Annotated in this window: 10 protein-coding genes, 1 tRNA gene and 1 pseudogene; 4 read left to right on the forward strand and 8 right to left on the reverse strand. The window is 32.1% G+C overall.

The window, feature by feature from the left end; all coding sequences use genetic code 11:
• Positions 1-688 (reverse strand): carbon starvation CstA family protein (locus tag ACKI3D_RS08835; RefSeq protein WP_407393807.1); only part of this gene is annotated, 688 nt, incomplete at its 3' end.
• Positions 689-877: 189 nt separating this feature from the next.
• On the opposite strand from ACKI3D_RS08835, the gene ACKI3D_RS08840 reads away from it, so the two are divergent.
• Positions 878-951, forward strand: a tRNA-Lys gene (locus tag ACKI3D_RS08840).
• 424 nt (positions 952-1,375) lie between these two features.
• Positions 1,376-2,137, forward strand: a pseudogene (locus ACKI3D_RS08845) (transporter substrate-binding domain-containing protein).
• A 24-nt stretch (positions 2,138-2,161) separates the two neighbouring features.
• Here ACKI3D_RS08845 and ACKI3D_RS08850 read toward each other — a convergent pair.
• The 4 genes from ACKI3D_RS08850 to ACKI3D_RS08865 all read right to left on the reverse strand — a co-directional run bounded on the left by ACKI3D_RS08850 (position 2,162) and on the right by ACKI3D_RS08865 (position 4,915).
• A complete protein-coding gene (locus ACKI3D_RS08850; protein WP_407393808.1) occupies positions 2,162-2,551 on the reverse strand; it encodes a hypothetical protein in 390 nt (129 codons plus the stop codon).
• Position 2,552: 1 nt separating this feature from the next.
• Positions 2,553-2,975, reverse strand: coding sequence for an RNA-binding protein (locus tag ACKI3D_RS08855; protein WP_407393822.1), 423 nt, complete (start codon positions 2,973-2,975; stop codon positions 2,553-2,555).
• A gap of 28 nt (positions 2,976-3,003) precedes the next feature.
• Complete coding sequence (locus ACKI3D_RS08860; RefSeq protein ID WP_407393810.1) at positions 3,004-3,561, reverse strand: 50S ribosomal protein L15e; 558 nt, start codon at positions 3,559-3,561, stop codon at positions 3,004-3,006.
• Positions 3,562-3,724: 163 nt separating this feature from the next.
• Positions 3,725-4,915, reverse strand: a complete 1,191-nt coding sequence (locus ACKI3D_RS08865) for a glycosyltransferase (RefSeq protein ID WP_407393812.1) — start codon at positions 4,913-4,915, stop codon at positions 3,725-3,727.
• A 40-nt stretch (positions 4,916-4,955) separates the two neighbouring features.
• Between ACKI3D_RS08865 and ACKI3D_RS08870 the strand changes: the two genes are divergently transcribed.
• Positions 4,956-5,357: a DUF3795 domain-containing protein gene (locus tag ACKI3D_RS08870; RefSeq protein WP_407393814.1), complete on the forward strand. Its 402-nt coding sequence runs from the start codon at positions 4,956-4,958 to the stop codon at positions 5,355-5,357.
• 194 nt (positions 5,358-5,551) lie between these two features.
• On the opposite strand, the gene ACKI3D_RS08875 is transcribed toward ACKI3D_RS08870, so the two are convergent.
• Complete coding sequence (locus ACKI3D_RS08875; RefSeq protein ID WP_407393815.1) at positions 5,552-9,757, reverse strand: Ig-like domain-containing protein; 4,206 nt, start codon at positions 9,755-9,757, stop codon at positions 5,552-5,554.
• A gap of 160 nt (positions 9,758-9,917) precedes the next feature.
• Between ACKI3D_RS08875 and ACKI3D_RS08880 the strand changes: the two genes are divergently transcribed.
• Positions 9,918-11,273, forward strand: coding sequence for a hypothetical protein (locus ACKI3D_RS08880; protein WP_407393817.1), 1,356 nt, complete (start codon positions 9,918-9,920; stop codon positions 11,271-11,273).
• A gap of 20 nt (positions 11,274-11,293) precedes the next feature.
• Here the strand turns inward: ACKI3D_RS08880 and ACKI3D_RS08885 are convergent, their stop codons facing one another.
• The gene (locus tag ACKI3D_RS08885) at positions 11,294-14,290 is read right to left on the reverse strand and encodes a right-handed parallel beta-helix repeat-containing protein (protein ID WP_407393819.1); all 2,997 of its coding nucleotides are present in this window, start codon (positions 14,288-14,290) and stop codon (positions 11,294-11,296) included.
• Between the two features lie 155 nt (positions 14,291-14,445).
• Positions 14,446-16,272, reverse strand: coding sequence for a right-handed parallel beta-helix repeat-containing protein (locus ACKI3D_RS08890; protein ID WP_407393821.1), 1,827 nt, complete (start codon positions 16,270-16,272; stop codon positions 14,446-14,448).
• Between the last annotated feature and the right edge of the window lie 82 nt (positions 16,273-16,354).

A 16,354-nucleotide genomic window follows, 5' to 3' on the forward strand; every position in this document is an offset into this window, starting at 1 on the left:
AAATGGCTCCACATGCAATGGTAACAAACAGATATGGGAAAATGCTTTTCTCAGTCAAATACAAACCTTGTGTTGTAAACTCAGGAATGGAGTATGCAGGATTAAAAATCACTCCTCCAGTCATTACGACCACCATAATCAATAACAAGGCTCCAAAAATAGGATATGCCTTTCCAATAATCTTATCAACCGGAAACACTGTTGCAACTAAAAAGTAAATGAAAATTACTGTTACGCAAATAAGCACCGGAATATGAGTCAAGTTGGCAAGCAAATCTGCAGCTCCTTTTGCAAAAGTTGCTGAAACAAGAACTCCGGTGATTACCATAAGAACTGCAACAAACTTTTCGAGTCTTGTTCCCAAATACTCTGAAACGATATCAGGCATTGTAAATCCGTCATCCCGCAGGGACATGAATCCTGAGAAGAAATCATGAACTCCTCCAATGAAGATTGTACCCAATACAATCCATAAAAATGCTGCCGGACCGAACAGTGCACCTTGTATAGCTCCAAAAATTGGTCCCAAACCTGCGATATTTAAAAAATGAATTAAAAAATTCTTGATTTTAGACATTGGTATATAGTCAACACCATCCTGCAGTCTGTATGCCGGTGTTTGGCGTGTCTCATCTACACCCGCTACTTTTTCAACAACCTTTCCATAAACAAAGTACGATGCAACCAATACTAAAAAACAAATAATAAAACTAAACATTAATATATATTTTAGTAATTTGATTATAAAAATTTTTTACCTAATCCGTTAATGCAAAACATTCATTTAAAAGAGAATACAAAGGGAAAAAAAACAATAGTTAAATATAGTAAATGATATATTAGTTAATATAACATTTTTATAAAAATTTTTTCAATGGGGCCCGTAGCTCAGTCTGGCAGAGCGCTTGGCTCTTAACCTTGTCGTCGCGGGTTCAATTCCCGTCGGGCCCATTTTCTAGTTTTGTAAAACTTGGTTTTATGAATTGAATTAAACAATAACTTTAAAGAATCAAGCTATTTTTCTATTTTTGTATAAGGATTTTTTAAGATTAATAAAAAAGATTATTCTGGGCTTGGATATAATGAAAACATTTCTGAAATTGACTCTTTAATAAAAAGATATTGAAATCGGTTATTGAGAAATATTCTTCAAGTTAAAAGAGAATACAAACAAAATAAATGTCCTACATTATATAAATCATAAACTTGAACATTACTCCACCTGTAAACAATTTTTCCCAATAAAATTATAATAAATAACCCCTAAATTATTAATCATAAATTAAAATTGTTTACTAAAAAGGAGGATTTTATGAATAAAAAAGTAATATATGTTTTTGCTTTAATATTTACTGTAATTATAATGATTGGTACTATGAGTGCCATTTATAGTTCTGATAATGACGATGCAAACACAACAAATCAAGACGACACATTTGTAGTTGGATTCAGTTGCCTATTTCCACCATTTGGCTATCAGACAGATGATGGGCAATATGCAGGTTTTGATTTAGACCTTGCAAAAGAAGTTGCAAAAAGAAACAACTGGACATTTAAAGCTCAGCCAATAATTTCATAGGATACTAAAGAAGTTGAACTAAATTCCGATGTTGTCGATTGTATTTGGAGTGAATTTACTATTGATGGAAGAGAAAACGATTATACCTGGTCCAATCCTTATTTCAATAATACTCAAGTAATTGTCGTAAAATCAGATTCAGATATAAATTCGTTTGATGATTTGAAAGGAAAAACTGTTGAAGTGGAAATTACAAGCAGCGGTATAGATACTCTCAATGAAAATAAAACATTGAAAGAAACATTTGGAGAAGTGAATGAAATAAATGATTATGAAACCGGATTTATGGATTTAGATTCCGGAGTTTGTGATGCACTAATTGTTGATATTGGGTGTGCAAAATATCATATCGTGGAAAAATACTCAAATGAAAGTTTTAAAATCCTCGATCAACCTTTAAAAAATGAAAAATATGGGGTTGCATTTAAAAAAGGAAATGACGAATTAAGAAATCAGGTCCAAAAAACATTGGATGAAATGTTTGAAGACGGAACCGTCGATAGAATAGCTCAAAATTACAGTGATTACGGGATACCTGAAAGATTAATATATCCCTAATCCCTTTTTTTAATTCTTTTATAATTAATTAGGAATTACACTAACATTGCCTTCATATGTGCATCCCTGATATTTGCCAGATCCTGCAAAAGTGAAGTCCCCATAATAATTGTCCTTTCCTGCATCAGGCAGATATTCTACATTTTCAATAGTGAACTCACCATTTTCATCCGTTACTACATCAACCAATGTTCCCATCTCATAGCCCGGTTTATGGAATGTTATTGTCTGATTCGGCACACCATAACTGTATGCATCCATCAAAACTCCGGAAAATGAGCCGTTTTCAGGAACTTCAGTTGCATTGATAATCATGAAAGTAGGAACATCATTGTTAAATTGGAATAGGAATACCCCAATGCATATTGCAAAAGCAATTAATAAAATAATCCAATAATAACTTTCTTTTTCCATTTTAATCACTACCCAAAATAGCCTCACGCACTTTATCGACTGCAATTTGTTTTTTTGCAGGAAAAGCGGCTATTTTTATTTTAAGATGAATCGCATCACCTTTATCCAAGATAGTTAATTTTTCTTCTAGAGCGTCAGCCTTATCAAATCTTAAAAACCAATTTCCCTTTTCATCCATTTTACGCTCTAAATCATCATTTAATTTTTCTAAATCGACACTTTCCAAAAGTGTATTAAAAAAAGTCCTTGTGTATCTTTTCTTAGATACTACGCCAGATAAAATTATAATCTTATCTTCAAGTAATCCTTCTGCCTCTTCCGCTTCGATTTCGGCTTCAGGCAAAATATTTAAAATAGCTTGTGTGATTTCATCAACACTTTCATTTTCATAAACGAAAGCTCTAAATTTAATATTATGAATCATTTTAATCAAAAAAGAAGGAAGAAAAAATTTAAATTTTTCTTCTTCTAGCTTGTTCTGATCCTTTTCCTTTGGATTTGATTCCACGTCCTTTGTTACCAGCACTAGTTAATCCTCTTAAAGCTCTGTTAGTGTGTTTTTTGGAGCAAATCCAATTGATTTTCTTATCGTTAATGATAGAAGGACTGTTAGGATCAACTAAAATTACTTCATAATATTTATGTTTTCCAGTAGACCATACCCAGTAAGAGTTTAATACTTCTAAGTTAGGGTATTTTTTAGCTACACGTTCTTCAGCAATTCTTTGAATAGATTTTGCTTGGGTAATTTTGTTTACACCCATTCTTTTAGGTTTACGACCATTGAAGCGACGAGTTTTCCTTCTTCCACCACGTCTTACTCTGGTTCTTACTAAAACGAAACCTTTTTTAGCTCTGTAACCTAAACTTCTAGCTCTGTCGAGTCTAGTAGGTCTTTCAATTCTTTGAACTGCCTTTTGATTTTTCCATTTTGGAGCTCTTTGCCACATGAGTTCACGTATGTAGGACTCATCTGGGTTTTTCCATGCGTCTCTTATATACTTATACATAAATTACACCTTTTTGTTCAGCCACGAAGGCCACATCCATATGGGAACTTATCCCAAAAAAAGTAATCTTTTACTGCTATCAAATAACAGTAATCAAATATTTGTTTTATGTATTTATAAAGGTATCGTTAAATAATCATTTTAAGAAATTTTTCTTAAGTAATTACAATAACTTTTTCATTGCTTCTTCAAACTTGTCAGTAATTACTTCCCAATCATTGGCTTCAACATATTCCCTTGCGGTAGATGCAATTTCATCGTATCTGCCACTGGATAGAATTTCCTCTACGGTCTTTAGGACTTCTGAAGCTTCTTGAATGTATTCTATTCCATGACCATATCCAAACTCTTTTGAAATTCCCGGAAGTTCAGTTGCAATAACCACTTTTCTCATAGCCAGATATTCATAAATTTTGATTGGAACAATGTCCTGCATTATTGGCTCATCAATGTGTGCCGGAAGCAGACAGAAATCAGCTGAGGCCAAAAATTCAGGTATCTTTTCAAACGGTTGCTTTCCGGTTAAAATAAGTTGATCCTCCATATCATATTCATCTCTGATTTGGCACATCTCATCATAAGCATCACCGTCACCAACAACCAGAATCTTATAATTCGGATATTTTTCCTTATTCTCTCCGAAAGCCCTTGCAAGCTCCTTCATGCCTGCAAATTCATAAATCCATCCCATGAAGAATAGCACAATATCGTTTTTGGCAATTCCATATTCCTGACGTATTGCAGAATCATCCAAATCAGGATCATAGCTTGCCAAATCGATACCTGCATCAATTAATATTGTGGATTCGGGTTTTGCTCCGACTGTATAAGCAAACTCTGTCAATTTTTTATTGATTGTAATTACCAAATCGGCATTTCTGATGGTTTTTTCTGTAAATAGTTGTCCAAGCTTTTGAAATGCCTTTTCGGGAATCAGTGCATAAATCACATCGATAAAGTAATATACAAAAGGAATATTGTGTTTTTTAGCTATTCTTGAAGCATTATAAGAGTTTAGAATACCTAATGCAAGAATAACATCGGGATTGAATTCTTCAACCTGTTTTTCAATTTCGCTTTTGTGTGTAAAAAATAGTGTTGCGTAATTTAAGCCTTTGATTTTAATAAATCCTGGCCTTATCACATCAATATTTGCACCGGGTTTGATTTTTGAGACATTTTCATGGATTTCCTTGTGATAAATCAATCCGCTGTCATCATCATTAGGCCAATCAATAGGATAATCTATTACTCTAATCTCATGCCCTCTAAGCGCCATTCTCTCCATCAAGTGATGCTGCTGGTGAGGATTTCGCTCTAACCAATCAGATTCCTGAACAACCAATATTTTCATAAGACAATATTTATTATTGAATAAATATATAACTTTCTTTATGAAAATGCCTGAAGAACTAGATTCAAAATTACTTGCCCCATGCGGGATAAATTGCATTAGCTGCGAGAAGTATCAAAACCCCTGCAGAGGCTGTTTGATAAGCGATGATGGTAAAAGCAAGGCCAGCTTGAAATGCAAGATAAAAACTTGTTTTGATTCAAAAAATTTCATATATTGCGGGCGCTGCAGTGAGTTTCCATGCCCATTAATGAAAAAGCATTCCAAAAAATATGTCAAAAGACACAATCTGAACACACTTGAAAGTGCAAGACGAATAAAGACTACAGGCATTGGACGGATGATGAGCCAGGACCGTGAAAAGTGGTTATGCCCAAAGTGTGGTGGAGTTGTGAAATTCCAGACTAACACTTGCAGTGAGTGCGGATTTGAAATTGATTAAATGAAAAATATGATTAATTATTTTGATGTTTATATTGATAACTATCGATTTAAAATTAGTCATTATTAATTTGAGACAACTTCTTTTGAAAAACATATACAATATTTCTTGTAGTGTATATGAAAAATTAAAAATAAACATCAGTAAGCGATTAGTCTAAAAAAAGAAATTAAAACATGTTAGAAAACATGTTTTTAAGCTGGAATTTCACTAGTCTCTAAAGTTCTATTTAATAAAGGTTCAAAGTTTCTGTATTGGTCAGTTAAAGAACCGATAGATACTTTAATTACATTGTTTTCAGCATTGAATCCTGAATCGAACGAGAATGTTCCAACACCTTCAACAACATTGAATTTGACTTCAACATCATCATTTAATGTTGCATACATTTCAAATACAGGCAGTTTAGATGCTATTTCATCATTTTTGTAAAATGAGATGCTGTAAACACCAGGACTTACAACTTCAATTTCCTTAACTGAAATGTATGTTGTAGCGATTCTAGGACACATTGTTCCATAACCTGTGATATTATTATCATAGTCCCAGGTTACACGTGCATTTTTACCGTACCAGTTTGTTCCTAAATGTAATTTTTTAGTATCGTCTTCCGGACCATATTGATAGATTCCTGCAGGATTTGCGCTTAATTCGCCGAGAATCATCATACTTGGACCTTTAGCATTTCTGTAAATTGCATTGTCGTTTACATCTGGCTCTACAGCATTGACAGCTAAATCATAACCCGCATTGAATCTTATTCCTTCAAGAGCATTATCACAGATTAAATTTTGAGTGATTACAATACCTGTTGAATAATTTGCATCTACTGAAATGCCCATGTAATTATTTGAAATATTATTATTGAAAACAGATACATTTACGGCTGACTGATTGAAGAATATTCCATATCCCAATGGCCCTTCAGGAACATCCATTACATATAATCCAATATTTTTGGTAATTAAATTATTGTTTATTTGAGTGTTTTTAACCCCTAAATCATAGTTTATCCCATAATTGCTTAAGGATACTGTATTATTGTTGATTTCCAATCCGTTAGTGTCTTTGGCAAATATCGCATTTCCAAAGTATTTGACATCGTTTTTAGAAATTTTAACGTTTTTTGCATTATTTAATTCAATACCGTTTCCAGGAATAATTGATTCCCCTGAATTATATTTATCAGAGTTAGTTTGATTTAACAGATTAGCTATAACATTATTTTCAAGAACAACATTTTCTGCATTTTCAATAACAATACCTGATCCTTCTTTTGCATTAATCACCAAATCGGAAATGTTAATGTTTGAAGCGGAAATAGTTAAAACCGGACTATTTTCTTTACCGTTTAAAGTAGTGTTTGGCTGGAAAGTGATGCTTAATGGTTTTTTAATTGTTAAACTGACGTCATTGTAGATATCTGCTAAAAATTTAATTGGATTATCTGAAGAATCCAAAATACTTTGAATTTCATCATTTGACAAATCATCATCGATAAATGTAATTCCGGTTTCATTTAAAATATTAATTTTGCTACTGGATGAAGCTGATTTATACTGATTTGTTTTTTCAAAATTAAAGGCTGCATCATAAGAGCCAACATCCAATGATGAAACATCCACCTTAATTTGGCCATTCACATCAGTGCTTTGTGTATAATCCTGATTATTTAAGGTATACTTAATTGTTTGATTATTCAAAGCGTTTCCAGATTCATCCTTTAAAGTGACCATATAATATTCGTTAGAACCTTTTGAAAATATCCTGTCACTGCTTATTAATTGAGTTTGAACCCTTGAAACATTAATTTTTCCTACTGCATTGCTGTTTTGATAGACTCCTGTTCCTGAATAAGAAACAGTTGCTTCATATGTGCCTTCATCTGCAAATGTAGCCTGAATTGTTGCTTCACCATTACTATCTGTTGTTTTAGTGTGAGTTTCACCGTTCAAAACAATTTTAATGGTTTGTTTAGCGATTGATTTACCCTCACTGGTTTTTAATGTAACAGTATAATCGCTTTGAGCATCAGGTAAAGTCTCCATATCAGGAGCAGTTATTTCAGTGCCGATCTTTTTAACAGTTATCTTGCCTTTTCCAGAAGATTTCTGATAGATTTTACTTCCCTTGAAAGCAGCAGTGGTTTTATATGTTTTTTCTTTTGGAAGTTTAACGCTGATTGACACTTTTCCTTTTGAATTTGTTTTCTTATTGTATGTTTTGCCGTTGATTTTAACGGAAACCTTTTGTTTTTTAACTGCATTTCCGTTTTCATCCTTTAAAGTGACTGTGTATTTAACAGCTGTTTTTGGAGCGGCAGTTATTTTTGAAGCTTTAATTTTAGTTTTTAAAACCTTTTTAACAGTTATCTTAGTATTCTTTTTAGCTGCCAAATATTTGCCACTTCCTTTATATGTTATTTTTACCTTATATTTTCCTTTTTTAAGTTTGAGCTTAATTTTTGCTACGCCTTTCTTATTAGTTTTGACATCATATGTTTTTTTATTGACTTTAATGGAAAGTTTTTGACCAGTCACTGCATTGCCTGACTCATCTTTTAAGGTTATCTGATAATAAGTGGCCTTATTAATTAGCATAGCATAGTTGGAAGCAACAACTTTGGTGGATAATTTTTTAACGGTTATTACACCTTGAGCTTCTGCCGGAGAATAATCCCCATCATTGTCATATGTAACCTTAACAGTATATTTGCCTACTTTTTGATTGATTTTGATTGAAGCCTGACCATTGCTGTCGGTTATTGCAGGGATGTCTTTAGAATTGATATTGAATATCACTTCTTCTCCAACAATAGGGTTATTGTTAATATCTGTCAGATTAATTGTGTACAATACATTGGATTTCGGATATGTGGTTATGTCTGAAAGGGTTATTTTGCTTTCAGTGATATTTCCCGGAATGGAACTGTCATCAATATCGAATGTTTTAACATTTTTATTAGAATCCCCTGTTAAATAATTGGATAATCCCGGGAAAACTGCTGTTAAGACATTTCCAGATTCTTTAAAGTCTTTTGCATAAAATTTAACTGTTGCAGTACCATCCATCATCATAACAGTTTGATAAACATCACCCTCTTGAGGTGAAACATAATTATTATTTTTATTTAAGTAAAATGATACAGGTACAGAGCTTAATCCTTTTGCGATATTTCCATTTTTATCGACGATGGAAATAGAATATGTGCCTTTCTTAATTTGAGTAATATTGCTTAACTTAAGTTCAAAATCAGCTCCATCCCAATTAACACCATATGATGAATATATTATTGGACAGTTTACATTTGAATTGATTTCAAAAATATAGCCTAAAAATACTCCCCCTCCGTTGCTGTCTTCACGTTGGACCGGACGGTTGTTTTCTGAACTTACAACATAATTGTTATTTACGATTACCAGCTTTTCTCCGCCTGGAACGTATGACCCTTTAGCATTAACATCATTGAAGACTTCTTCCAGTTTATTGTTGTAAAAGAAATTTCCTGTGACATTAATTTTTTTAACCTGACAGTTTACATGAACCCCATATCCTTTATTTGTCTTAAAAGCATTTCCTAGGATGTTAATGTTGTCAGAGGATCCCAAATCCACTCCATTAACATTATTTGTAATGTTATTAAATGATATTGTTGGATTATTTGAACTGCCTGTAATCATAATGCCCGCTTTCTTATTGTTTATGATATTGTTTGAATTGATTACAGTGCCTTGGGAATTCTTAACTCTTATCCCGTATTCACCATTTGAAACAATTACGTTTTGAATAATAGTGTTTTTCGCATCTTCAACTCTTAATACATCAGAATAGCCTGTATTGGATAAACTACAATTCCTAATCTCAACATTGGAAGCCCCTTTGACCAATATGGCATAATCATCGATACCCACGACATCACTTGTCAATGTGAATCCTTCAATTACTGTTCCGCTTGCTTCAGGTGAAATGTAAAATATTCCATGGTTATTTGATTCTGCAGTATTTGAAGGACAAACTTCCATGGTTGTACCTACAGTACTTCTAATAGTTAATTTCTTATTTACTACAAAATGACAGTGCACATAACTTCTACCATTAATGATAACTGTATCTCCTGCATTTGCGCCGTCAATGGCTTTTTGGATGGTTCCAGAAGACCCCATCTCATTATGATTTTCTTCCACTTCCTCAACAATTATTGTATTCGAAGCAGCCAAATTCTCTTCTTCATCTGATACACTTAATTCCATGGATTCTTCAGTGCTTAAACTATCTGAATCCTGTGAATCTTGTGTTAAATTATTATCAATTGTATTATCTTCAATAGCTGCAACAGAGCTGATGCACATCATTGCAAGCAATAAAAATGATAATATTAATAAAATATTCTTAAATCTCATATTTTCCCCACAATTTAAAATTTATAACAATTGATATATTGAATCAATGTATAATAATATTCACTTCTATATATTTAATATATTTTATTTAAATCTTTAAATAGCTTAAGAAAAATTAATATAGAAATTACAATATAAACATATTTACACATTAGAGGGGATGAAATCAATTAAGAATAAAGTAATTTACCTTGTTATTATTTTAATTATTTTCTTAAGCTTAACTTCTATAAATGCTGCAGACATTAACAATACCCAAGAAGATAATCCGATAGACATTGGCGATTTTTCAACACTTTCTAAGGAATTTAATACAACTAGCCAAAATATTAATCTAAACAAAGATTATATTTATGATTCCCAAAAAGATTCCAAATTTTCAGATGGAATTGACATAACCGCTGATAATTTAGTTATTGACGGCCAGAACCATTCTATTGATGCAAATAAAAAAGCTAAAGTTTTTAATATAAAATCAAGAAATGTCACTTTGAAAAACATTAATATCATCAATGGATATTCAAATAGTGATGGGGGCGCAGTTTACTTTTTTGGAACTAATGGAACTATTATAAATTCCAGTTTTAAAAATTGTACTAGTGACAAATATGGAGGAGCAGTTTCTTTCAAATGGAGTGGAACAGTCATAAATTCCAGATTTGAAGACAATAAGGCTGGAACCGGAGGAGGAGTTGATTTTGGTGAAAACGGAGAAATAATCAATTCAACATTCCAAAACAATACTGCAAAATTCCAAGGAGGAGCAATATCATTCTATGGAATAGGCACCGTTAAAAACTCAACTTTTATCAAAAATACTGGTGGTGACGGAGGTACAATTTATGCAGATTCAGAGTGTTTTGTAGTGGGTTCCTCTTTCATACAAAATTGTGCAATAGGTTATGGTGCTGGAATTTACTTTATGAGCAATGGAAATGTGAATAATACAATATTCACACAAAATACCGCATTACTAGAAGGTGGCGCCATTATCATTAAAGCAGGTAATTTAAATATATTTAATAGTGAATTCAATTATAATGTTGCACAAAAAGGAATTTCACTTTATATCACATCAAAATCTGCAAAAATGGAAAATTTAACCTTCAGCAATGAAAACACAACGTTTAATTCTGAAATCTACATTGAAAACAGCCAAGTTAATTCAAATAATTTATCATTTAACAATAAATCCAAAACTAATCTCACTGAAAATTCAAGCCAGAAAATAACTAAGAAAAAAACAATTATCAAATTTGCCCCTAAAACATATAAAGCAAACAAAAAAGTCAAAACATATACTGTTGTACTGAAATATGGTAAAAAACTTCTTAAAAGTAAAAAAATAAGATTTACCATAAAAGGGAAGACCTATACTAAAAAAACCAATAGCAAAGGTAAAGCAATATTTAAGATAAAATTAAATAAAAAAGGAAGATATAAAGTTAAAATCAGATTTAATGGCGATAATTTATACAAGGCATCTAAAAAAAGCGTTATAATAAAAATTAAATAAGTGTGAAACCTAATTTCACACTAAGATTTTACTTTCAGAGTTCTTTTTACTGAATATTTTAAGTATTTGACAGTGATTTTGTATTTGCCCACTTTTAAATTTTTAAATTTAACAGTAGCAATTCCCTTCTTATTGGTTTTAGCGCTGTATTTTTTGCCTTTAACCTTAAAGATAATCTTTTTGCCGACAATTGCTTTTCCTTTACTTGTTTTCAAGGAAGCAGTGTATTTGATTTTTTTGGATTTTTTCTTTGAAATGCTTTTGGCTTTTAAAACATTCTTAATAGTTATTTTGTTTTTAACTATTTTCTCGCCGCATTTAATGGAAATCGTGTATTTTCCGGGGGTCAAAGCAAATGTTTCTTTAGCAAAACCGTCATTGTCAGTTTTTACAGTATACTTTTTAGATCCTATTTTCATGACTACACTAACATTGCCAACTGCAACCCCATAACTGTCAACAATACGCACTTCATATACTGTTTTCCCGTCATAATCCTCAATGATATTCTTATTTCCTTTTATTGAAATTGGATTTTTAGCAACATCGAATGAAAAGCTTTGATTGTTAACTTTGACTATGAGTAAATTAATGTTTTGAATTGGAACGGATAGCTTTGCAAAACCATTTGAAATCTTAAAGTTACTATTTGAAGATAAGCTTAAATTGAAAATTGGCAATGCCTCTGGTGAGCTAATTTTTGCAACATTATTATTCTTATCTGTGATTTCATTAAGACTTACATCCAGATCTGCATTTCTATATTGCATCACTTGGGAAGTATTTGTAACTTTCATTATAATCCATGAAAAATCATCTGAAACATTGAAATTGAGCAATTTTCCAAAATCAGGATTATTCGAACCCCACCAATTATTTGTATATGAAGAATCATCCCAGGTTTGATTATAAATTGCATAACCATTAGAATCTTGATTATTATATATTATTGAATGAGTAATATTAGTGCCTCTTCTAGCAATTATTGCTCCACCATCGCCACCAGCAATATTATTTTCGAAAATTGAACCTGTTACAGTCATGTTTCCTTTATTGTCAATAGCTCCACCATTTCTAGAGGCTTTGTTATTTGTAAATATTGAATTTTTAATTACTAAATCTCCACCATTATCTATAGCTGCAGCACCATAAGCCTGATTTTTATCAAACAAAGAGTTTGAAACAGTCATTTTTCCTGAATTGTCAATAGCTGCACCATAACTTTTTGCGGTGTTTGAAATGAATTGGGAATTGTCAATCAAAACTACTCCATCGGCATTGAAAATGCATGTGCCTTCGTCTGTTTGACTATTGAATGAAAAACTTGAATTTGATATATTCGCATTTCCCTTAATAACATATATTCCGCCATAGGTATGTTTTGCAGTATTCTTTTCAAATATGGAATCATCAATTGTCAAATCCGCAATAGAACATATTACGGATGCATCATATGCCTGATTTGAATTGAATGAGGAATGACTGATTACTATTGAATTTTTAGCATTGTAGATTACCCCACCCATTAATGCACTATTAGAATTGAATTCACTATTCTGAATTTTTGATGTTCCCGCATCATATATTGCCCCACCATAAGATGATGCATTATTATTATTTGCTTTTGAATTATCAATAATCATGTTTGCGTTATTGTAGATAGATCCACCCTTATTGGCGACATTGAATTCTAAATTACAATTTGATAAATTGACATTTCCATTATTATAGACTGCTGCCCCATTGCCATGGGCAATGTTTGAATTGATATTACAGGCATCCAAATTTAAGAAAGCGTTATTGAATATTGCTCCTCCATTTTTTTGAGAAACATGTGAAGTGATATTCAGATTATTTAAAGTTAATGTTCCCATATTGTAAATCGCTCCACCTTCTTCGGCAGAATTGTTTTTTAAATTAGAATTTTTAACATTAACTGAGATATTACCAACATATATTCCTCCACCAAGTTCAGCGGAGTTGTTTATTAAAGTGGCATTATTGATATCTGCGGAGTATGTTTCGGCTTCGATTCCACCACCATGTTTACTTGCAACATTGTTGGTTAAAATACAATCATTTAAAACCAGATGCGCAAGATATACTCCGATTCCACCACCAAATTCAGCAGAATTATTGTTTAAATATGACTTTTTAATGTTTAAGCGTCCATGGGAATCAGAAACAATACCTCCACCTTCAAAAGCATAGTTATGTTCAAAAGTACAGTTTTGAACAATCATTTGGTATTCGGAGATGTATGCTCCCCCGCCGAATTCCCCTACATTATACCTTAAAACAGTATCGTACATTTCACAAACGCCCCAACTTTTAACACCCCCACCCAAATGGGATGCTGAGTTTGAGTAGAATCTGGAATTATGGATTACTAGAATCCCTCTGTTATTGTAAATACCTCCACCGCGTATCGCGGAATTATTTGTGAAATTGCACTCGATTAATTGAATTTGACCAAATCTTGTATACATTGCACCTCCTTCACCTGCCTGATTTTTAGTGAAAGTACAATTAACAATCTTTGAATTGGTCTCAAAAGCGTCTATGGCTGCACCGGAGTCCGCCCTATTATTTTCAAATAAAGAATCGTATACTGTCAATGTAGAGTCAGAGTTTCCTCTAACAGCTCCGCATTCTGCAGTATTGTTAATGAATTTTGAATTGTGAATGGTTACTGTCCCGTAGTTGTCGATGGCAGCACCGTTTGAATCTGTTTTGGCATTAATAAAAGTAATTCCATATAAGTTCACATTGCTATTTTTTGAAATGGTTAATATATTAGACTTATTTTTAGCATCTAAAACCGTATCGGACCCATAAATTGAAATGTCCTTATTAATAGTTATGGAAGAGGTGTTTACTTCATATGTTTTATTTTCTAAGTAAATAGAATCTCCAGATTCAGCATTATCAATCAGATTTTGAATATCATCAAAATTATCGTTTGATATTGTCGCATTTAAAGTTGAATTATCTTCTGCATATGCCGTATTAATCATCAGAACTGAAAAGATTAGTACCAATAATATTATTGGATAAAATTTAATTATTTTAATAATGCCCCCTCCATAAAAACAGATTCTAAAAAAGATATTGATAATAATAATTTTTATTGAAAAAAGAAAAAAAGAAAAGTAATAAGAATATTACTTATCTATTTAACGATTATTTTTACTTTAGCTTTTGAAGCTTTGTAAGCATCGTTACCAGCAAAAGTAACTTTTGCGTTATATTTTCCTTTTTTAGTTAATTTGGTAATTTTAAAGGTAGCTTTACCTTTAGCATTTGTTGTTGCTTTGTATGTTTTACCATTAACTTTAATTGCAACTTTCACTTTAGCTATAGCATCACCAGATTTGGATTTTAATGTTATAGCGTATTTTTTAGTTTTCTTTTTAGCTTTGAAAGTTGCTTTTTTAGCGGCAATTTTACTATCTTTAGCATCTACTTTGATTACTCCAGAATCATAGGATCCAGCGTACATGTTACCTTCACCTAAGAATACTGCAGATAAATATTTTTCAGTAGCAGCTTGTTCTACGATGTAATCTGATGCAACACCTTCACTGTCGGTGTAAGCTTTGATGAAGTTATCATTGAGGAAAATGATAATTTCTTTGTTGTATAATCCAACACCGTTGGAATCTTTTAAAGTAATTTTATAGATAATTTCGTCTCCAACATAACCATCAACAGTTTCAACAGTTAAAGTGGTACCATATAAAGTTTCTGCACCATATGCGTGGTTTACATCTAATGTTTCATTTAAGTAAACATTTGCAGCAGAGAAGATTTCTTTGTCAATGAGTACAATGGAAACACCTTTTACATCACCTACAAAAGTATTTTCAGTAACATTAAGTGGTGAGGTAAGGTTTAATACTCCAGCTTCTCTGATTAAAACATGGAATAATGTTACGTTGGATACATCTGCAGTATAGTTTTCTTGTGGTTCTTCATATGGAACAACAGTGTTTCCAACTACAGTAACATTTCCGATTTGGGTTTCTCCACCGTGTGCTGTGTTACCTGCTTCAGCTGCGATTAAGATACTGTTTTCAACAGCTTGGAAAGTGTTGTTTCTGAATACAATATTATCAGAAGATTTTTGAATACTGATTACAGGGAAACCTTCCATAACAATATCTCCTTCTTTAAAGGATCCGCATCTAATAAATGTATTGTCTGCAATTGAACAACCTGCAGTAGATGCACCACCGAAGTAGATAGCATATGCATTACCAACAAAGGTGTTGTTTTCAATAGCGCTTTGTCCACTACCTGATGCGATAGAAACAGCATCTAACATAGGTCCTCCAAAGACATTATTCTTAACAGTAATGTTGGTTGAACCCATAATATTTAATGCTTTAGTACCTTGTTCTTTGTTTACAGTAGGATCGTTAATTAATTTGGTAGCCATACCGCCAAGGAATTCATTGTTTAGAATTTCAACATTTTGACTTCTTTGAACTCTGATGTCTTGATTAAAGTCTGTGAATTCACAATCTTGTACTGATGCTCCAGATACGCCCATAAATTTAACTGCAATACCTTCTACAGTACCATTATAAACGAGATTATTTGCTGGGTTTGTGTCAATGAATTGAAGACCTTGAATAGTTACATTAGAACCAGTAACATATATTAATCCATCATTAACACCATGTCCTTTAATAGTAGTTTCACCGTTACCTTTAATTACAATGTTAGAATTTGGAACATTAACAGTAGCATTAGCGAAATCATATGTTTCATAATTACTTAAATCTACGATATCACCGTCATTTTTAGCTGAATCAACAGCAACTTGCACTGCATCAGCAGTATTAGCTTCTGGTTGGTAAGATTCTGATATAATATCAACAGAATCATCAACTGCAATTACATCATCTGCAACATCTGCAGCTGAAACTGCACTTAAAGATAATGCAACTAAAACAACTAAAAGAAATGACATTAACATCTTTTTGTTATTCATTATTTTTTTCTCCTTAATTTGATTTGTTAAATAAAAATTACTAATATAAATAATATAATTAGATTAAACAAAATGGCCATTA

The organism is Methanobrevibacter sp. (genome assembly GCF_045586545.1).
Taxonomy (GTDB): Archaea; Methanobacteriota; Methanobacteria; order Methanobacteriales; family Methanobacteriaceae; genus Methanocatella.

Excerpts from the sequence above, each read along its gene's own strand:
- ACKI3D_RS08850 (WP_407393808.1), bottom strand. The coding sequence starts at position 2,551 with ATGGAAAAAGAAAGTTATTATTGGATTATTTTATTAATTGCTTTTGCA.
- ACKI3D_RS08855 (WP_407393822.1), bottom strand. The coding sequence starts at position 2,975 with ATGATTCATAATATTAAATTTAGAGCTTTCGTTTATGAAAATGAAAGT.
- ACKI3D_RS08860 (WP_407393810.1), bottom strand. The coding sequence starts at position 3,561 with ATGTATAAGTATATAAGAGACGCATGGAAAAACCCAGATGAGTCCTAC.
- ACKI3D_RS08865 (WP_407393812.1), bottom strand. The coding sequence starts at position 4,915 with ATGAAAATATTGGTTGTTCAGGAATCTGATTGGTTAGAGCGAAATCCT.
- ACKI3D_RS08870 (WP_407393814.1), top strand. The coding sequence starts at position 4,956 with ATGAAAATGCCTGAAGAACTAGATTCAAAATTACTTGCCCCATGCGGG.
- ACKI3D_RS08875 (WP_407393815.1), bottom strand. The coding sequence starts at position 9,757 with ATGAGATTTAAGAATATTTTATTAATATTATCATTTTTATTGCTTGCA.
- ACKI3D_RS08880 (WP_407393817.1), top strand. The coding sequence starts at position 9,918 with ATGAAATCAATTAAGAATAAAGTAATTTACCTTGTTATTATTTTAATT.
- ACKI3D_RS08885 (WP_407393819.1), bottom strand. The coding sequence starts at position 14,290 with ATGATTAATACGGCATATGCAGAAGATAATTCAACTTTAAATGCGACA.
- ACKI3D_RS08890 (WP_407393821.1), bottom strand. The coding sequence starts at position 16,272 with ATGAATAACAAAAAGATGTTAATGTCATTTCTTTTAGTTGTTTTAGTT.